Origin of the sequence: Streptomyces sp. ME19-01-6, from assembly GCF_033793745.1 — a bacterium.
GTDB lineage: Bacteria > Actinomycetota > Actinomycetes > Streptomycetales > Streptomycetaceae > Streptomyces.
Genome location: NZ_JARAXF010000001.1, coordinates 161,669 through 180,769, shown reverse-complemented (window position 1 = coordinate 180,769; position 19,101 = coordinate 161,669). Strand labels below are relative to the sequence as shown.

General features: G+C 71.4%; 16 protein-coding genes. 3 read left to right on the top strand and 13 right to left on the bottom strand.

Annotation, left to right across the window (positions count from 1 at the left end):
* Window positions 1-11 precede the first annotated feature (11 nt).
* From PV419_RS00755 to hrcA, 9 genes are all read right to left on the bottom strand, one after another.
* On the bottom strand, window positions 12-1,013 hold the full coding sequence (locus tag PV419_RS00755; RefSeq protein WP_319685635.1) for a PhoH family protein: 1,002 nt from the start codon (window positions 1,011-1,013) through the stop codon (window positions 12-14).
* Between the two features lie 139 nt (window positions 1,014-1,152).
* Entirely contained in the window at window positions 1,153-2,274 is a 1,122-nt protein-coding gene (locus PV419_RS00750) for a carbohydrate kinase family protein (protein ID WP_319685634.1), read from the bottom strand.
* A gap of 208 nt (window positions 2,275-2,482) precedes the next feature.
* Window positions 2,483-3,403, bottom strand: a complete 921-nt coding sequence (locus tag PV419_RS00745; RefSeq protein WP_319685633.1) for a ribonuclease Z — start codon at window positions 3,401-3,403, stop codon at window positions 2,483-2,485.
* Window positions 3,404-3,408: 5 nt separating this feature from the next.
* Complete coding sequence (locus PV419_RS00740; protein ID WP_319685632.1) at window positions 3,409-3,768, bottom strand: histidine triad nucleotide-binding protein; 360 nt, start codon at window positions 3,766-3,768, stop codon at window positions 3,409-3,411.
* A gap of 72 nt (window positions 3,769-3,840) precedes the next feature.
* Window positions 3,841-4,311: a hypothetical protein gene (locus PV419_RS00735; protein WP_319685631.1), complete on the bottom strand. Its 471-nt coding sequence runs from the start codon at window positions 4,309-4,311 to the stop codon at window positions 3,841-3,843.
* Between the two features lie 129 nt (window positions 4,312-4,440).
* Window positions 4,441-5,184 carry a 16S rRNA (uracil(1498)-N(3))-methyltransferase gene (locus PV419_RS00730; protein WP_319685630.1) on the bottom strand — a complete coding sequence of 248 codons (744 nt, stop codon included), beginning with the start codon at window positions 5,182-5,184 and terminating at the stop codon, window positions 4,441-4,443.
* Entirely contained in the window at window positions 5,181-6,272 is a 1,092-nt protein-coding gene (locus PV419_RS00725; RefSeq protein WP_319685629.1) for a nitronate monooxygenase, read from the bottom strand. Before PV419_RS00725 ends, PV419_RS00730 begins: the two co-directional genes overlap by 4 nt.
* Window positions 6,273-6,479: 207 nt before the next feature.
* A complete protein-coding gene (gene dnaJ, locus PV419_RS00720) occupies window positions 6,480-7,619 on the bottom strand; it encodes a molecular chaperone DnaJ (protein WP_319685628.1) in 1,140 nt (379 codons plus the stop codon).
* On the bottom strand, window positions 7,620-8,636 hold the full coding sequence (gene hrcA, locus PV419_RS00715; protein ID WP_319686187.1) for a heat-inducible transcriptional repressor HrcA: 1,017 nt from the start codon (window positions 8,634-8,636) through the stop codon (window positions 7,620-7,622).
* Between the two features lie 148 nt (window positions 8,637-8,784).
* Between hrcA and PV419_RS00710 the strand changes: the two genes are divergently transcribed.
* Together PV419_RS00710 and PV419_RS00705 are read left to right on the top strand one after the other, a co-directional pair.
* On the top strand, window positions 8,785-9,519 hold the full coding sequence (locus tag PV419_RS00710) for an MBL fold metallo-hydrolase (protein WP_319685627.1): 735 nt from the start codon (window positions 8,785-8,787) through the stop codon (window positions 9,517-9,519).
* A gap of 22 nt (window positions 9,520-9,541) precedes the next feature.
* A complete protein-coding gene (locus tag PV419_RS00705) occupies window positions 9,542-10,372 on the top strand; it encodes a DUF3097 domain-containing protein (protein ID WP_319685626.1) in 831 nt (276 codons plus the stop codon).
* Window positions 10,373-10,700: 328 nt separating this feature from the next.
* Here PV419_RS00705 and hemW read toward each other — a convergent pair whose 3' ends face one another.
* The 4 genes from hemW to lepA all read right to left on the bottom strand — a co-directional run bounded on the left by hemW (window position 10,701) and on the right by lepA (window position 18,451).
* The gene (gene hemW / locus PV419_RS00700) at window positions 10,701-11,933 is read right to left on the bottom strand and encodes a radical SAM family heme chaperone HemW (RefSeq protein WP_319685625.1); all 1,233 of its coding nucleotides are present in this window, start codon (window positions 11,931-11,933) and stop codon (window positions 10,701-10,703) included.
* Window positions 11,934-12,102: 169 nt separating this feature from the next.
* Window positions 12,103-14,097: an ATP-binding SpoIIE family protein phosphatase gene (locus tag PV419_RS00695; RefSeq protein ID WP_319685624.1), complete on the bottom strand. Its 1,995-nt coding sequence runs from the start codon at window positions 14,095-14,097 to the stop codon at window positions 12,103-12,105.
* Window positions 14,098-14,468: 371 nt separating this feature from the next.
* Window positions 14,469-16,358 carry an AMP-dependent synthetase/ligase gene (locus PV419_RS00690; protein ID WP_319685623.1) on the bottom strand — a complete coding sequence of 630 codons (1,890 nt, stop codon included), beginning with the start codon at window positions 16,356-16,358 and terminating at the stop codon, window positions 14,469-14,471.
* Between the two features lie 221 nt (window positions 16,359-16,579).
* Window positions 16,580-18,451 carry a translation elongation factor 4 gene (gene lepA / locus PV419_RS00685; RefSeq protein WP_319685622.1) on the bottom strand — a complete coding sequence of 624 codons (1,872 nt, stop codon included), beginning with the start codon at window positions 18,449-18,451 and terminating at the stop codon, window positions 16,580-16,582.
* A 216-nt stretch (window positions 18,452-18,667) separates the two neighbouring features.
* On the opposite strand from lepA, the gene rpsT reads away from it, so the two are divergent.
* Complete coding sequence (gene rpsT, locus PV419_RS00680) at window positions 18,668-18,934, top strand: 30S ribosomal protein S20 (RefSeq protein ID WP_319685621.1); 267 nt, start codon at window positions 18,668-18,670, stop codon at window positions 18,932-18,934.
* Window positions 18,935-19,101 lie beyond the last annotated feature (167 nt).

Below are 19,101 nucleotides of genomic sequence, written 5' to 3'. Positions count from 1 at the left end.
AGAATGTTGTTTTACTTTCCGTTCCGGCTGTCGTACAGCTCGTACGCGTCGACAATGCGGCCGACCAGCTTGTGGCGGACCACATCGATGCTGGTGAGCCGGGAGAAGTGCACGTCCTCGACGCCCTCCAGGATCTCCTGCACCTGACGCAGACCGCTCTTGGTCCCGCCGGGGAGGTCGACCTGGGTGATGTCACCCGTGATCACGATCTTGGAGTCGAAACCGAGCCGGGTGAGGAACATCTTCATCTGCTCGGGGTTCGTGTTCTGCGCCTCGTCGAGGATGATGAACGCGTCGTTGAGCGTGCGGCCGCGCATATACGCCAGCGGCGCGACCTCGATCGTCCCCGCGGCCATCAGGCGCGGGATCGAGTCGGGGTCGAGCATGTCGTGCAGCGCGTCGTACAGCGGACGCAGATACGGGTCGATCTTCTCGTAGAGCGTGCCGGGCAGGAAGCCGAGCCGCTCGCCCGCCTCGACCGCCGGCCGGGTCAGGATGATCCTGGTGACCTGCTTGGACTGCAGGGCCTGGACCGCCTTGGCCATGGCCAGATAGGTCTTGCCGGTACCGGCCGGGCCGATGCCGAAGACGACGGTGTGCTTGTCGATGGCGTCGACGTAGCGCTTCTGGTTGAGGGTCTTGGGGCGGATGGTGCGGCCGCGGTTGGAGAGGATGTTCTGGGTGAGCACCTCGGCGGGGGTCTCCACCCCTATCTCGCCGTCCTCCGCCGTGCGCAGCATGGCGATCGAGCGCTCCACCGCGTCCTCTGTCATCGGTTGACCGGTGCGGAGCACCAGCATCATCTCGTCGAACAGGCGCTGGATGAGGGCGACTTCCCGGGGATCACCGGTCGCGCTGACCTCATTGCCCCGCACATGGATGTCGGTCGCGGGGAATGCCTTTTCGATGACGCGCAGCAGCGAATCGCCCGATCCCAGCACCATGACCATCGGGTGCTTGTTCGGAACCGTGAACTGCGCATGCGCCTGGCGTGCTGTGGTTGGTTGCGTCATGGGCCGGCTCTTGGGCCTGCTCCTACCTCCTCTTGCGGGGTTCTCGTTGCTCGACAACCTCGAGTACAAGGGTACGACGGAGCACTGACAAGACCCGAGTGCTTTTACTCCAACCAGGATCCGCCCCGCCGCTCCCGCTTCACGCCTGCCGGAAGCCGATCGTGGGCACGGCCCGGCGCAGCGGCCAGGGGCGGGCGGCCGCCGGGAGGATCCTGTCCAAGAAGGCGTAGCGGCGCAGCGCCGAGGGGTCCTGGTCGTCGTACGACTTCGCGTGCTGCCACCAGGCGGCGATCTCCACCCAGCCGGGCGCCGACAGCGAGCCGCCGAACTCCTGCACGGACAGCGCGGCGCTCAGGCCCGCGAAGGCCAGCCGGTCGGCGAGCGGCCACTGGGCGAGGGTGCCGGTGACGAAGCCCGCGACGAACACATCGCCCGCGCCGGTCGGGTCCAGGGCCTCCACGGCGATCGCGGGCACCTCGGCGGTCTCCCCGGTGCGCCCGTCCACCGCGTACGCCCCCTCGGCGCCCAGGGTGACCACCGCGAGCGGCACCTTGTCGGCGAGCGCGCGGGCGGCGGCGCGCGGGCAGTCGGTACGGGTGTACCGCATCGCCTCGGCCGCGTTGGGCAAGAACGCCTCGCAGTGCTCGAGATCGGCGAGGTCGGCCGGGTCCCAGCGGCCGGTGTCGTCCCAGCCGACGTCCGCGAAGACCATGCTGCCGTGGCCGGCGGCCTGGGCGACCCACTCCTCGCGGTTCCCCGGGACCAGCGAGGCGATGGCCGCGCGGGCCGGGGGCGGGCAGCTGGGGGCGGGCTCCTCGGGCGGCGGCGCCTCGTGGCCGTGGGAGACCATCGTGCGCTCGCCCTCGTAGGCCATGGACACGGTCACCGGGGAGTGCCAGCCGCGCACCGTACGGGACAGCGACAGGTCGATGCCCTCGCCGCGGTCCAGGGCATCGCGGCAGTAGTCCCCGTACATGTCGTCGCCGAAGGCGGCGGCGAGGGAGGTGCGCAGGCCCAGGCGGGCCAGGGCGGTGGCCATGTTGGCCACCCCGCCGGGGCTGGAGCCCATGCCGCGCGCCCAGGACTCGGTGCCGCGCACGGGGGCGGAGTCCAGGCCGGTGAAGATGATGTCCAGAAAGACCGTGCCGGTGAGATAGACGTCACAGGCCGGGTCGCCGGATCTGCGGACGGCCGCGAGCGGGTCGAGCAGGGGGTACTCCGGGTACTCCGCCGCGAGCGGCTGGCCGTGGTCTGTGGTCACCGTGCGCTCCCAGATCGGACCGGCCTCGTCGCCGGCCCCGTTCAGCGAATCTTTTTCAGTGCGTGTTCTTCAGTGCGTGTTCTTCAGTGCGTGTTCTTCAGTGCGGGTTCTGCGGTGCATGTCACCGCATGGTGCTGTGCATACGGATCGATGCGGCTGCGGCCAGTGTGCACGAGGGCACCGACATCGGCGCCGGGCTTGCGAGCGGTCAGCGCCGCTTGGGAACCGCCACGCTCATCAGGTCCTGCGCCACCGTGAGCTCCCCCTCGAAACCCGCCGCCCGTGCCTGCCGCTCGAAGGCGGAGGGGTCGCCGTACCGCTGCGAGAAGTGGGTCAGCACCAGGTGCCGCACCCCCGCCTCCGCGGCCAGCCGCGCGGCCTGTCCGGCCGTGAGATGCCCGTACTCGACCGCCAGCGGCTCGTCCTCGTCCAGGAAGGTGGACTCGATCACCAGCAGGTCACAGCCCTGCGCGAGGTCATAGGCACCCTCGCACAGCCGCGTGTCCATGACGAAGGCGAAGCGCTGCCCGCGCCGCACCTCGCTGACCTCCTCCAGCGTGACCGTATGCCCCTCCCGCTCCAGCTCGCCCTCCCGCTGCAGCCGGCCGACCTCCGGCCCGCGGATGCCGTGCGCCGCGAGCCGCTCGGGCAGCATGCGGCGGCCGTCGGGCTCGGTCAGCCGGTAGCCGTAGGACTCGACCGGGTGGGAGAGCCTGCGCGCCTCCAGGGTGTATCCGGCGGTCCGCGCCAGGACCCCGCCCTCGCCGGCCACCGGCGCCTCGGCGAGCGGCACGGTCTCGCGGTACGCGGTCGCGTACCGCAGCCGCTCGAAGAAGCGCTGTCCGCTCGCCGGGTAGTGCGCGGTCACCGGGTGCGGCACCCGGTCCAGGTTGATCCGCTGGACGACTCCGGCCAGACCCAGCGAGTGGTCCCCGTGGAAGTGCGTGACACAGATCCGGTTGACGTCATGGGCGGCGACCCCCGCCCGCAACATCTGCCGCTGGGTGCCCTCGCCGGGGTCGAAGAGGATGCCCTCACTGTCCCAGCGCAGCAGATAGCCGTTGTGGTTGCGATGCCGGGTCGGCACCTGGCTCGCGGTGCCCAGGACGACCAGTTCACGTACGGACAAGGGGATTACCCGGGGGGCCAGTTGAAGCCGCGACCGCCCAGGACGTGGGCGTGCGCGTGGAAGACGGTCTGGCCCGCGCCCGAGCCCGTGTTGAAGATCACGCGGAAGCCGGCGGCGTCGATCTCCTCGTCGGCGGCGACCGCGCCCGCCTCGCGCAGTATGTCGGCGGCGATCTGCGGCTCCGCGCCCGCGAGGGAGGCGGCGTCCGGGTAGTGGACCTTGGGGATCACCAGGACGTGGGTCGGCGCCTGAGGGTTGATGTCCCGGAAGGCGACGGTCGTCTCGGTCTCGCGGACGACGGTCGCCGGCACCTCCTTCGAGACGATTTTGCAGAACAGGCAGTCGGCCTGCGGTTCTCCCGCCACCGTGGCTCCTTACGCATCATCGGCTGGTACAAAACCGGATGCTACCGGGAGCGTGCGGCCATCGGCCGCCGCTTACTTCTCGTTGCCCTTGTCACTGCCCGCCGTGGTCCGCCGGTCCCACGGGTGGGTGGTGTTCCGCGACGGCTTGGGATGCCCCGTCTTCCGCGCGTTGCAGTCGCCGACCACATTCGCGTGGAAGACTTGGTGACCGTCCACCTTGGCGGTCAGATCGCCCCGCACGCAGATGTTCTCGCGCTCGTAGGTGACGGTGCCGCTGACCTTGATGGTGCGGTCGTCCTTGGTCTCGCCCCGGCAGTGGACGGAGGCCTTCGCGTCCTGCGACGGGCCGGACGTGTGCTTGCCCTTCACATCCGCGTTGCAGGTCATCCAGCGCACGTCGATGCCGCCCTTTTCGAGCGCGCGCGTGCTGACCCGGTCCGTGGTGACCGCCACCCCGATGGCGTGGAGCCCGGTGTCGTCCCTCGGCTCGCACGCCGCCACCGCGACGATCGTCAAGGCCGCCGCCATGACCGCGAAGAGCACGTTCCTTTGATGCCTCATTGCCCCCATAGAGAGAGGTTCCCACCGGAGCGGGTGGATCCGGAAGAGCACACTCGGCCACATGATCCGCCGGGCGGCCGGGGTGGCGAGAAGCGCCGGAGGACGGGTGCGTCAGCCCCAGCGGCCCGTACGGCCCAACAGCAGCGCGGCCGCCGCCGTTCCGGCCGTGGAGGTACGCAGCACGGTCGGGCCCAGGCGGTACGGGCGCGCCCCCGCCTCGGCGAAGACCGTCAACTCCTCGGGTGATACGCCCCCTTCCGGGCCGACCACCAGCACGACGCTCCCCTCGGCGGGCAGCGGCACGGTCGCGAGCGGCTCGCCGCCCTCCTCGTGCAGCACGGCCGCGAAGTCGGATTCGACCAGAAGCCGAGCAACCTGGCGGGTCGTCATCGCGTCCGTCACCTCGGGAAAGATGAGCCGACGCGACTGCTTGCCCGCCTCCCGGGCCGTCGACCGCCACTTGCCCAGCGCCTTCAGCCCGCGCTCGCCCTTCCACTGGGTGACACAACGCGCCGCCGCCCAGGGCACGATGGCGTCCACGCCGGTCTCCGTCATGGTCTCCACGGCCAGTTCGCCGCGGTCCCCCTTCGGCAGCGCCTGGACCACGGTGATCCGCGGGCTCGGCGGCGCCTCATGGCGCACCTCGGCCACCTCGACCAGCAGCCGGTCCTTGCCCTCGACGGCCGCCACGGCGCCGAAGGCGCCCGTACCGGCCCCGTCCGTCAGGACCACCGGCTCGCCCACACGCAGCCGGCGCACCGACACGGCATGCCGCCCTTCCGGCCCCTCGATCGCCAGCCGCGCCCCCACGGCCGCCCCCGCCAGGGAGTCGGCCAGGAAGACGGGGGCGGTCACGACACCGCCCCTCTGTCCCGCATGACGCCCAAACCCTCACGCGCCGCGTCCAGTTCGGCCACCAGCACCTCCACCAGCCGCCCGGCGGGCAGCTCCCGCGCCAGTTGGTGCCCCTGCCCCGCCCACAGCGCCATGCCCTGCGGATCGCCGGCCTTCGCCGCAGCCTTCCGCAGCCCGGAGGTGAGGTGGTGCAGCTGGGGGTAGGCGGCCGGGGCGTACCGGCCGTGGTCGCGCATGAAGCGGTTGACCAGCCCGCGCGCGGGGCGCCCGGAGAAGGCGCGGGTCAGCTCCGTACGGCCGAACACCGGGTCCGTCATGGCCCGCTTGTGCAGGGCGTTGGCCCCCGACTCGGAGCAGACCAGAAACGCGGTCCCCAGCTGGGCCGCGACCGCGCCCGCCGCCAGCACCCCCGCGATCTGCGAGCCGCGCATCAGCCCGCCCGCCGCGATGACCGGGATCTGCACGACCTCCCGGACCAGCGCGAGCAACGACAGCAGGCCGAAGCCGGCGCTCGTCCCGTCGGCGCGCGGGTCGTCGCGGTGGGTGCCCTGGTGGCCGCCCGCCTCGATGCCCTGTACGCACACGGCGTCGGCGCCCGCCCACTGGGCGGCCTGCGCCTCGGCGGGCGAGGTCACGGTCACCACCGTCCGCGTCCCGACCCTGCCGAAGGCGTCGAGGACGGCGCGGGTGGGGCAGCCGAAGGTGAACGAGACGACCGGGACCGGGTCGTCGAAGAGGATCGCCAGCTTGGCGTCGTACGCGTCGTCGGAGCCCGCGTCGGGGTCGCCCAGCGGGGTGCCGTACCAGGCCGCCTCCCCGGCGAGCTGCTCGCGGTAGACCTCCACGGCGGCGGGGTCGGCGGTGAGCGGCTGCGGCATGAACAGGTTCACGCCGAAGGGCCGGGCGGTCTCCCCCCGCAGCTGCTTGATCTCCTCGTACATCGCCTCCGGCGTCTTGTAGCCGGCGGCGAGGAACCCGAGGCCTCCGGCCTCGGAGACGGTGGCGGCCAACTGCGGGCAGGAGGCCCCGCCCGCCATCGGGGCCTGCACGATCGGGTACCGAAAGAGATCGGTCAGTGCGGAGGACATGGCGACATCGTGTCATGTCCTCCGCGCCGCTCAGTACTCGGCTCAGGGCCTGTCGGCGAGACGCCGACAGGCCCTGGACGCGCGCTGCGGGGGCGGGTGAGCCGCCTACCGTCCGTTGAACGCATCCTTCAAACGCGAGAACAAACCCTGCTGCCCTGGCTTACTGCATCCCCCCGGGGGACAACCCCCGGACCCCCGGCCGGGCGCCTACCGTCCGTTGAACGCATCCTTCAAACGCGAGAACAAACCCTGCTGCCCTGGCTTGAATTCGCCCATCGGCCGCTCCTCGCCCCGCAGCTTGGCCAGCCGCCGCAGCAGCTCCTCCTGCTCCGGGTCGAGCTTGGCCGGGGTCGTCACCTCGACGTGGACGATCAGGTCGCCGCGGCCGCCGCCGCGCAGGTGGGTGACGCCGCGCTGGTGGAGCGGGATCGACTGGCCGGACTGGGTGCCGGGCCGGATGTCGACCTCCTCCAGGCCGTCGAGCGTCTCCAGGGGCACCTTCGTGCCCAGGGCCGCCGCCGTCATGGGAATGGTCACCGTGCAGTGCAGATCGTCGCCCCGGCGCTGGAAGACCGGGTGCGGCACCTCGTGGATCTCCACGTACAGATCGCCTGCCGGGCCGCCGCCCGGGCCGACCTCGCCCTCGCCGGCGAGCTGGATCCGGGTGCCGTTGTCCACACCGGCCGGGATCTTCACGGTCAGCGTCCGGCGCGAGCGGATCCGCCCGTCGCCCGCGCACTCCGGGCACGGGGTCGGCACCACGGTGCCGAAGCCCTGGCACTGCGGGCACGGCCGGGAGGTCATGACCTGGCCGAGGAAGGACCGCGTCACCTGGGACACCTCGCCCCGGCCCCGGCACATGTCACAGGTCTGCGCCGTGGTGCCGGGCGCCGCGCCCTCGCCGCTGCACGTCGTACAGACGACCGCGGTGTCGACCTGGATGTCCTTGGTGGTCCCGAAGGCCGCCTCGCTCAGCTCCACATCGAGGCGGATCATGGCGTCCTGGCCGCGCCGGGTCCTGGACCGCGGGCCGCGCTGCGACGCCGTGCCGAAGAAGGCGTCCATGATGTCGGAGAAGTTGCCGAAGCCCGCGCCGAAGCCGCCCGCGCCGCCCCCTGCGCCGCCCGCGGCGGACAGCGGGTCCCCGCCCAGGTCGTAGACCTGCTTCTTCTGGGGATCGGACAAGACCTCATAGGCGGCGTTGATCTCCTTGAACCGCTCTTGGGTCTTGGGATCCGGATTCACGTCCGGGTGCAGCTCGCGCGCGAGCCGGCGGAATGCCTTCTTGATCTCGTCCTGCGAGGCATCACGCCGCACGCCCAGGACTGCGTAGTAGTCCGTCGCCACTTACGACTCCGCCAGGATCTGTCCGACGTAACGTGCCACTGCGCGTACCGCTCCCATCGTTCCGGGGTAGTCCATGCGGGTCGGTCCGACCACGCCGAGTTTGGCGACCGCCTCGTCGCCCGAACCGTAGCCGACCGCCACGACCGAAGTGGAATTCAGGCCCTCATGAGCATTCTCATGCCCGATCCGTACGGTCATGCCCGAGTCCTTCGCCTCGCCGAGCAGCTTGAGCAGAACGACCTGCTCCTCCAGCGCTTCCAGTACGGGCCGGATCGTCAGGGGGAAATCATGCCCGAAGCGGGTCAGATTGGCGGTGCCGCCGATCATCAGCCGCTCCTCGGTCTCTTCGACCAGCGTCTCCAGCAGCGTGGCCAGGACCGTTGAGACGGTCCCCCGGTCCTCCTGTTCGAAGGACTCGGGCAGGTCCTGCACCAGCTGCGGCACATCCGCGAACCGCCGGCCCACGACCCGGCTGTTCAGCCGGGCCCGCAGATCCGCGAGAGACTCCTCGCTCACCGGCGCCGGGCAGTCCACCATGCGCTGCTCGACCCGCCCGGTATCCGTGATCAGCACCAGCATCACCCGCGCCGGGCTCAGCGCCAGCAGCTCCACATGGCGGACCGTCGAGCGGGTCAGCGAGGGGTACTGCACCACCGCGACCTGCCGGGTCAGCTGCGCGAGCAGCCGGACCGTGCGGCCCACCACGTCGTCGAGGTCCACGGCGCCGTCCAGGAAGTTCTGGATGGCCCGCCGCTCCGGTGTGGACAGGGGCTTCACTCCGGCCAGCTTGTCGACGAACAGCCGGTAACCCTTGTCCGTGGGGATGCGCCCGGCGCTGGTGTGCGGCTGGGCGATATAACCCTCGTCCTCCAGGGCAGCCATGTCGTTGCGCACCGTGGCCGGGGAGACGCCCAGCCGGTGCCGCTCGGTGAGCGCCTTGGAGCCGACCGGCTCCTCCGTGCCCACATAGTCCTGGACGATCGCACGCAGTACCTCGAGTCTGCGTTCGCTGAGCACCGCGCACCTCCAGTCCAGCCGTCTCATCAGGTCTTCCCCCTGGCACTCAATGGTCACGAGTGCCAGAACCCCTCAGCCAGTGTACGGCGGGGTGCCGTGGCCGGGGCAAGAGCCGCCGCTTTGCCACCGCTGGAGCTAGCGTCTCCATATGGACACCCGTTGGGAAGAGGCGCGCTGGGAACATCTCACGCCATCCGTCGTCCGGTGCCGCCTCCCCGGCTGGGACGCGACCGTCGGCGCGATCGCCGGCCGGAGCGGCGTCCTGGTCGTCGACACCGGCGCCGACCTGGCCGAGGGCGCCTGGGTACGCCGCGAGATCACCCGGCTCTTCGGCCGCCGGCCCACCCACATCGCCCTCACCCACCCCCACTTCGACCATGTCTTCGGCACCGCCGCCTTCGCGGGCTGCGAGGTGTACGGGGCCGCCGGGCTCGACGAGCTGCTGCGCCGCGAGCGGGACGCGCTGCGAGACGACGCGGCGCGCCACGGCGCGGACCCCGGCGCCGCCGCCGAGGCCGCCGACCATCTCGTACGCCCGCACCACCTGGTGTGCGGCGAGCTCACCCTGGACCTGGGCGACCGGCCCGTGCTGCTGGCGAACGTGGGCCCCGGCCACACCGCCCACGACCTGGCCGTCCTCGTCCCCGGCCGGGCCCCGGGCGAGCCCGAGGTGGTCTTCTGCGGCGATCTGGTCGAGGAGTCGGGGCCGCCCCAGGCGGGCGCCGACGCGATCCCCGGCCAGTGGCCCGCCGCCCTGGACCGGTTGCTCGCCCTCGGCGGCGAGGACGCGCTGTACGTCCCCGGGCACGGCGCCACCGTGGACGCCCGTTTCGTCCGGGCGCAGCGCGATGAACTCGCGGCTCGTTTCGGCGTGTCCTCCTGACGCCGGCGCTAGGGTCACACGGATGCGACAGTACGACCCGGACCTGACCCCGCCCTGGAAGCGCCAGGCGCCCGCGCCCGAGGTGCCCGCCGAGCCCGACCTGGTCGTCGAGGAGGTCACCACCGGGTTCTGCGGCGCCGTGATCCACTGCGAGAAGACCGCGCAGGGCCCCACGGTGACCCTGGAGGACCGCTTCGGCAAGCGCCGGGTCTTCCCCATGGAACCGCGCGGCTTCCTCCTGGAGGGCCGCGTCGTCACCCTGGTGCGCCCCCGCGCCGCCGCCCTTACGGGCCCGCGCCGCACGGCCTCCGGCTCCCTCGCCCTCCCCCAGGCCCGCGCGCGCGTCGCCCGCGCGGGGCGCATCTATGTGGAGGGGCGCCACGACGCGGAGCTCGTCGAGCGGGTGTGGGGGGACGACCTGCGCATCGAGGGCGTGGTCGTGGAGTACCTGGAGGGAATCGACGACCTGCCCGCGATCGTCCGCGACTTCTCCCCCGGCCCCGACGCCCGCCTCGGCGTGCTGGTCGACCACCTGGTCCCGGGCACGAAGGAGTCCCGGATCGCGGCCGAGGTCACCGGCGAGCACGTGCTGGTCGTCGGGCACCCCTACATCGACATATGGGAGGCCGTGAAGCCCTCCTCGGTCGGCATTCCCGCCTGGCCGACGGTGCCGCACGGCCAGGACTGGAAGACGGGCGTCTGCCGGGCGCTGGGATGGCCCGAGAACACGGGGGCGGCCTGGCAGAGGATCCTGTCCTCGGTCCGCTCGTACAAGGACCTGGAGCCGGCCCTGCTGGGGCGGGTGGAGGAGCTGATCGACCACGTGACCGTGGGCGGACCTGACGGGCCGTAGTGGGGGCTGTCACGGCGCCTGGCCAACCGGGCGTCGGGGCTGCCCGGGCGCCTGGCATGCCCGGGCGCCCGGGCAGGCGAGGTACGTCACGTCATCCGGGCGGCGGCCAGGCGGGCGCGGGGGTATCCGGGCACGCTCAGGCGGGCGCCAGACCGAGCGGGGCGTCAAGGCAGGCAGGCGCCAGGCCAGGCGGGCGCCAAGCCGGGCAAGCGGGCGCCAGGGCAAGCGGGCGCCAGGCCGGGCGGGCACCAAGCCGGACGAGCGCCAAGCCGGACGAGCGCCAGGCCAGGCGGGCGCCAAGCCGGGCAAGCGGGCGCCAGGCCGGGCGTCAGTCCACTAGATCGCGCACCACCGCGTCGGCCAGCAGCCGCCCCCGCAGGGTGAGCACCGCCCGGCCCGCGCCGTACGGCTCCGGCTCCAGCAGGCCGTCCGCCACGGCCCGGGCCGCCGCGGCGGCGCCGGCCGGGGCCAGCAGGTCCAGCGGGCAGCCCTCCGCGAGCCGCAGCTCCAGCAGGATCCGCTCCACCCGGCGCTCCTCGTCGGCCAGCACCTCGCGGCCCGCCCCCGGGGACCGGCCCTCGCTCAGGGCCTGCGCGTACACGCCGGGGTGCTTCACGTTCCACCAGCGCACGCCGCCCACATGGCTGTGCGCGCCGGGACCGGCGCCCCACCAGTCGGCGCCGCGCCAGTAGAGCTCGTTGTGGCGGCATCGGCCGGCGTCCGACGTGGCCCAGTTCGACACCTCGTACCAGCGGAACCCGGCCGCCGACAGCGTCTCCTCCGCGATGAGATACCGATCGGCGTGCACATCGTCGTCGGTCATCGGGACCTCGCCGCGCCGGATCCGCCGGGCGAGCTGGGTGCCCTCCTCGACGATCAGCGCGTACGCCGACACATGGTCGGGCCCGGCGCCCAGCGCGGCCTCCAGCGAGGCGCGCCAGTCCTCGTCGCTCTCCCCCGGCGTGCCGTAGATCAGGTCCAGGTTCACATGGTCGAACCCGGCCGCCCTCGCCTCGGCCACGCACGCCTCCGGGCGGCCCGGGGTGTGGGTGCGGTCCAGGACTCGCAGCACATGCTGCCGGGCGCTCTGCATCCCGAACGAGACCCGGTTGAACCCGGCCTCCCGCAGCTGCTCCAGATACCGCGGGTCGACCGACTCCGGGTTGGCCTCGGTGGTGACCTCGGCCCCCTCAGCCAGCCCGAACTCGTCCCGGATGGCGCCGAGCATCCGCCCGAGGTCAGCGGCCGCGAGCAGGGTCGGGGTGCCGCCCCCGACGAACACCGTCTCGACCGGCCGGGTGTCGTCCCCCAGCACCTTGCGGGCGAGGCGGACCTCCTCGGCGACCATCTCGGCGTAATTGTCGCGCGAGGCGAGCACGCCGCCGGAACCACGCAGCTCAGTGGCGGTGTAGGTGTTGAAGTCGCAGTACCCGCAGCGCGTCGCGCAGTAGGGCACATGCAGATAGATCCCGAGCGGCCGGTCTGCCGCCCCGGCCACGGCGCTCGCGGGCAGCGCGCCGTCCTCGGGCATGGGCTCGCCATCGGGCAGTACGGAAGGCATGCCCCCCATTGTCCGCCATCGAGGCAGCACCCCGAACGCCTCGCGGCCCGGGACGGCCCGCCCCAGGCCCTGGCGACCGGATCCCGCACCCCCGCGGCGGCCACGCGGCGGAGCCCCGGGGTCGGGTAGGGGCGGGTGGGTGGGGGAGGATCCGTCCGGACGCCGCCCCCTACCGCGCCCGCAGGACCAGCATCGCCAGATCGTCGTCCGGCGGCTCGACCGCGAACGCGTGCACCGCCTGACGGATCCGCTCCGCCACATCTCCCGCGTCCAGTCCCACGCAGTCGCCGAGCAGCGACGCCAGCCCGTCCCCGTCGTCGAACTGCCGGGACCCCGACCTGTGCTCCGTCACCCCGTCCGTCACACACACCAGCGTCTCCCCGGGCGCCAGCTCGAAGGTCTCGCTCTCGTACGCGACGCCGTCCACGACGCCCAGCAGGATCTGCGGCTCGGCGACGGTGCGCACCGACCCGTCGGGCCGGAGCACCAGGGGCAGTGGATGCCCGGCGCTGGCGAGCGTGCAGCGGATGCCGCCCTCGCCGTCCTCGCCCAGCGGCACCAGCTCCCCGTACAGCAGCGACAGGAACCGCGAGACCCCGCCGCCCACCGGGAGGCCCACGCCCGCCGCCACGGCCTCCGCCGCGCCCTCGACCGCGGCCTCGACGGCCTCCTCCCCGAGCATCCGGTTGAGCCGTTCCAGGACCGCCCCGACGCCGTACCCTTCGCGGGCCAGCAGCCGCAGCCAGGGCCGTACGAGCCCGGTCACCACGGCCGCCTCGGGGCCGTTCCCGCACACGTCGCCCAGGACGAAGACCCAACGGCCGTTCCCCGCCGGGAATATGTCGTAGAAGTCGCCGCCGGCCGAGGTGCCGCCGGTCGGCTCGTACACCACGGCCGACTCCACGCCCGGGATCCGCGCGATACGGGACGGCAGCAGCCCGCGCTGCAGCACCCGGCTGATCGTCGCCTGCCTCGTGTACTGCCGGGCGGAGGCCAGGGCCAGCGCGACCCGGCGGGCGAAGTCCTCGACCAGGCCGGCCACCTCACCCGGCACCCGCATCAGCCCGGCCCGGCCGAGCAACAGCGTGCCGACGGTGCGTCCGCCCGCGATCAGGCGGCAGGCCAGGGCCGCGCCACCGGGCCCGTACGCGGAGGGGTCGCTGGGCCACGGCCAGGGCACGGCCCGGCCGCGCGCGGTGACGGGCAGTTCCGGTGGCTCCTTCTCGAGCACCTGGCGGAGGGTCTCGATCCGGCTCTCGCTCGCGTGCCACACCTGGGCGAGCCGCGGCGGACCGCCTTCCGTGTCGAGCCACACCGCGCTCCAGTCGGCGAACCGCGGCACGAGCAGCTGGGCGGCCAGCGAGGTCACCATGTCCTCGTCGAACTGACCGGCCAGCAGCTCCGACGCCTCGGCGAGGAAGGACAGCGCGCCCTCCCGGACCCTGTCGGCGTCGGTGTGGCGGACACCGACGCGCCGGGGGGCGGGGGCCAGGAGTTCAACGGCGTACGCGTCGCGGCTCGGCGAGTCGCCGTCCAACGAGGTGCCGGAGCCGCCGCAGCCGCCGCTCGACGGGTCGTCCTTCAGGGACTCCTCGTTGAGAGAGCCGTCCTTCAGGGAGCCGCCCGAGTCGGCGGGCAGGCCTGTGGTCAGTGAGCCACCCGGAAGGGGTTCACCCGGAAGCGCGACGGCCTCGGCCGCGGTGACGGGTAGTTGGAACCACACCGTCTTGCTGTCCCGGCGATAGGCCGTGCCCCAGCATTCGGCGAGCTCGGCGACCAGCCGCAGCCCGTGTCCGCCGCGCCCCGGGTCCTCGCCCCCTTCGGGCGGCTCGCCGCGCAGGAAACGGGTGGGGTGATGGTCGGTCACCTCGACGACCACGGAGGCCACTTCCCCGTTTCCGGTTAAGACGTCCAGCGCACAGCTCACCTCGACCGCTGTCCCGGCGTGCACCACGGCGTTGGTGACCAGCTCGCTCATCAGCAGCACGACCTCGTCCGCGACCTGGTCGGGGATCCGGCCGACGGCGGGGAAGTCGAGTGAGGTCCAGTCCGCGAGGGCCGTGCGTGCGAACCGGCGCGCGGCGGAGGCCGCCAGCGGATTGCCGGGCAGGCTGGTGCGTGCGGCGGCGATCCGAGCGGCCGGTACGGCCCCGGGCACGGCCACGAGTGCCGGCCCTGGCCCGGATCCGGCCCGGGGGCGGGGCACTACGCCCGGCACCGCCCCCGGCGCCGGATCAGATGTGACAGAAGCAGGTGTGGCAGAAGAAGGCGTCCCCACTGTGCGGCTCCTGAGCAGTCCCGGCGTAACGCCGTAGTCCGACACCGACAGAGTGGCAGACATGCCGCCCTCATATGCACCGAGTTACGCAAGTGGGCCGCGATGAGGGGAAAAATCAGGTGAACAGCGTGTCGGAGCAGCGGCGCTTGTGCGGATGGTACGGCTCATGAGCCCCACCGGCACCCTTGTCCGGGGCCGCCCGGCACGCCCTTGCCCGAGGCCGCCCGGCGCCCAGGAACCTTAGGGCTCCCGAGCACTCAGGCTTCCCGCGAGCCCGCGTACATATCCTCCAGCAGGTCCTTGTATTCCCGCTCGACTACCGGTCGCTTCAGCTTCAAGCTCGGTGTGAGCTCACCGTGCTCGACGTCCAGGTCGCGCGGCAGCAGCCGGAACTTCTTGATCGTCTGCCAGCGCTGCAGCCCCTCGTTGAGCCGCCGCACATAGCCGTCGATCAGCTCCCGCACCTCTTCCGTGGCCACCACCTCGGCGTACGGCTTCCCCTGCAGGCCGTGCTCCTGCGCCCAGCCCATGATCGACGGCTCGTCGAGGGAGATCAGCGCGGTGCAGAAGTTACGGTCCGCGCCGTGCACGAGCATGTTGGAGACGAACGGGCACACCGCCTTGAACTTGCCCTCGATCTCGGCCGGCGCGACGTACTTCCCGCCCGAGGTCTTGATCAGGTCCTTCTTCCGGTCGGTGATGGTGAGATAGCCGTCGGGGGACAGCTCGCCGATGTCGCCGGTGTGGAACCAGCCGTCGGACTCCAGCACCTGTGTGGTCAGCTCCTGCAGCCCGTGGTAGCCCTGCATGATGGAGGGGCCGCGCATGAGGATTTCTCCGTCCTCGGCCACCCGCACCTCAAGGCCCGCGAACGCCTTCCCCACCGTGCCGGTGCGGTAGTCCACCGGGTTCAGGAAGCCCGGGCCACTGGTCTCGGTGAGCCCGTAGCCCTCCAGGATGTTGATGCCGGCGCCGGCGAAGAAGTAGCCGATCTCGGGCGCGAGCGAGGCCGCACCGGACACCGCGGCCCGCAGCCGGCCGCCGAAGGCCTCGCGCAGCTTGGCGTAGACGAGCTTGTCGGCGACCGCGTGCTTGGTCTTGAGGCCGAGGGGCACGGAGGCGGTGCCCGTGCGGAGGAAGTTGTCCTGGGAGGTCTTGGCGTACTCGCGGGCGACCTCGGCCGCCCACTGGAAGATCTTGTACTTGGCGGCGCCGCCCTCGCGCGCCCGCTGGGCCACGCCGTTGTAGACCTTCTCGAAGATCCGCGGTACGGCACACATGTACGTGGGCCTGACCACCGGCAGATTTTCGATGATCTTGTCCACCCGGCCGTCCACGGCCGTCGTATGCCCGATGTAGACCTGCCCCGCCGTCAGCACCTTGCCGAAGACATGCGACAGCGGCAGCCACAGGTACTGCACATCGTCGGCAAAGAGGATCCCGTCGAGATTGCCGATCACGATGGCCATGTACGACCAGGTGTCATGCGCCAGGCGTACGCCCTTGGGGCGCCCGGTGGTGCCGGAGGTGTAGATGAGCGTGGCCAACTGGTCGGCGCGGAGCGCGTCCATGCACTCGCGCACCGCGTCCGGGTGGTCGTCGAGGTAGGCCGTGCCGCGCTTCTCCAGCTCGGCGAGCGAGAGCACCCAGCCCTCGGGGTCGCCCTCGGCGGGGATCGCGTCCTCGGTCTCGATCACCACGACATGGGCCAGCTCGGGGAGGTCCTCGCGCTGCTCCCGCACCTTGGCCAGCTGCGCCGCGTCCTCGGCGATCAGCACCCGGCTGCCGGAGTCGGAGAGGATGAAGGCGGTCTCCTCCGGGCTGGTGCTCGGGTAGACCGTGGTGGTCGCCGCGCCCGCGCACAGCACCCCGAGGTCGGTGAGGATCCACTCGATGCGGGTGGAGCAGGCCAGCGCCACCCGCTCCTCGGGGCGGATGCCGAGGCCGATCAGGCCGGCGGCGATGGCGAAGACCCGGTCCGCGGTCTCGCGCCAGGTCAGGGGCCGCCAGTCGTCGGGGCCCTCGCCCGAGGCGGGCGGGACCGGATAGCGGTAGGCCTCGGTGTCCGGCGTCGCCTCGACGCGCTGGAGGAAGTGCGTCGCCAGGGACGGCGGGCGGTTCTCGAGCAAAGTCTGTGTGTCGGTCACGGCATCCTCCGGAGCCCGCCTCAGTGTTTGCCTTGGTGCTTGCCTCGTGTCACTGCTCGCCTCGTACTTATTGACTCACGAGTAACCTTCGGGCAGTGATCAGGGTAAGGGCCGGAACCGTACCGCGTAAGGGGGCTTCGGCCACGTAGTTGAAACAATGAAAGCGGTCAGCGGGCCCGGCGCCGCGCGCCGGACCCGCTGACCCGGTGATGACCCGGGGGCTACTTCTTCGCCTTCGCGTCGCCCTCGGAGTCGGAGGACAGCACGGCGATGAAGGCCTCCTGCGGGACCTCCACGCTGCCGACCATCTTCATCCGCTTCTTGCCTTCCTTCTGCTTCTCCAGCAGCTTCCGCTTCCGGGAGATGTCACCGCCGTAGCACTTGGCCAGGACGTCCTTGCGGATGGCGCGGACCGTCTCGCGGGCGATCACCCGGCTGCCGATGGCGGCCTGGATCGGCACCTCGAAGTTCTGCCGCGGGATGAGCTCGCGCAGCTTGGCGACCAGCCGGACGCCGTACGCGTACGCCTTGTCCTTGTGGGTGATCGCGGAGAAGGCGTCGACCTTGTCGCCGTGCAGCAGGATGTCGACCTTGACCAGGTCGGAGGCCTGCTCGCCGGTGGGCTCGTAGTCGAGCGAGGCATAGCCGCGGGTCTTGGACTTCAGCTGGTCGAAGAAGTCGAAGACCACCTCGGCGAGCGGAAGGGTGTAGCGGATCTCGACCCGGTCCTCGGAGAGGTAGTCCATGCCGAGCATCACCCCGCGGCGGTTCTGGCAGAGCTCCATGATCGCGCCGATGAACTCGCTCGGGGACAGGATCGTGGCCCGGACGACCGGCTCGTGCACCTTGTCGATCTTGCCCACGGGGAACTCGCTGGGGTTGGTGACCGTGTGCGTGGAGCCGTCCTCCATGTCCACGCGGTAGATCACGTTGGGCGCGGTGGCGATCAGATCGAGGCCGAATTCGCGCTCCAGCCGCTCACGGATGACCTCCAGGTGCAGCAGGCCGAGGAAGCCGACGCGGAAGCCGAAGCCGAGGGCGGCCGAGGTCTCCGGCTCGTAGACCAGCGCCGCGTCGTTGAGCTGGAGCTTGTCCAGGGCCTCGCGCAGCTCCGGATAGTCCGAGCCGTCCAGCGGATACAGCCCGGAGAAGACCATGGGCTTGGGATCCTTGTAGCCGCCGAGCGCCTCGGTCGCCCCGCGGGTGAACTGGGTGATCGTGTCGCCGACCTTGGACTGGCGGACGTCCTTCACCCCGGTGATCAGATAGCCCACCTCACCGACGGACAGCCCGTCGGCGGGGGTCATCTCGGGCGAGTTGGTGCCGATCTCGAGCAGCTCGTGGGCGGCCCCGGTGGACATCATCTTGATGCGCTCGCGCTTGCCCAGCGTGCCGTCGACGACCTTGACGTAGGTCACGACGCCCCGGTATGCGTCATAGACCGAGTCGAAGATCATCGCCCGGGCGGGGGCGTCCTTGACGCCCACCGGGGCCGGGATCAGCCTGACGGCCTCGTCCAGCAGCTCGGCCACGCCCTCACCGGTCTTGGCGGAGACCTTGAGCACATCGGAGGGGTCGCAGCCGATGATGTGGGCCAGCTCGGCGGCGTACTTCTCGGGCTGGGCGGCCGGAAGGTCGATCTTGTTGAGAACCGGGATGATCGTGAGGTCGTTCTCCAGGGCCAGGTAAAGGTTGGCGAGGGTCTGCGCCTCGATGCCCTGGGCGGCGTCGACCAGCAGGATGCAGCCCTCGCAGGCCGCGAGGGAGCGTGAGACCTCGTAGGTGAAGTCCACGTGGCCCGGGGTGTCGATCATGTTGAGGATGTGGGTGGTGCCCGCATCCCCGCCCTGGGTGGGTGCCCAGGGCAGCCGGACCGCCTGGGACTTGATGGTGATGCCGCGCTCGCGCTCGATGTCCATGCGGTCGAGGTACTGCGCGCGCATCTGCCGCTGCTCGACCACACCGGTCAGCTGGAGCATCCGGTCGGCGAGCGTCGACTTGCCGTGGTCGATGTGCGCGATGATGCAGAAGTTACGGATGAGAGCCGGGTCGGTACGGCTCGGCTCCGGCACATTGGTAGGGGTCGCGGGCACGCAGGGTCCTGTGTCTAGGCGGGACTCGGTGTTGTCAGTCAGTCCATGGTCCCATGACTGGCGACCGCGCCCGGGTTCGGTGCGGATCGGTTCTTGGTTTGGGAGGCTGTGAAGCCTGCTGGTACCCTGGCCGACTGTGTCTCGTGCCCCTCTCGCGCGCGACACCGGATGCTCAACGAAACAGCGAAATCCAACGAACCTGCGAAGGCTCTTTACGTGGCGAACATCAAGTCCCAGATCAAGCGGAACAAGACGAACGAGAAGGCGCGCCTGCGCAACAAGTCCGTCAAGTCCGAGCTGAAGACCGCGATCCGTCGGACCCGCGAGGCCGTCGCCGCCGGTGACGCCGAGAAGGCCACCGCCGCCGCCCGCGTCGCGTCCCGGAAGCTGGACAAGGCCGTCAGCAAGGGCGTCATCCACAAGAACGCCGCTGCCAACAAGAAGTCGGCCCTGGCCACCCAGGTCGCCGGCCTCCAGGGCTGATCCCTGGGGCTACCGCGCTGGCCCCAGGGGCTACCGCGCTGACTCAGGGGCTACCGCCTCACCTTGCCGGTACGGACCCAAGCGGTCCCTCTCATCCGCTCCGCCCCGGCAGCCGACAGCAACGACTTCGGCACCGCGCCGCACGCGGCCTGCGTTCGCACGCCGCG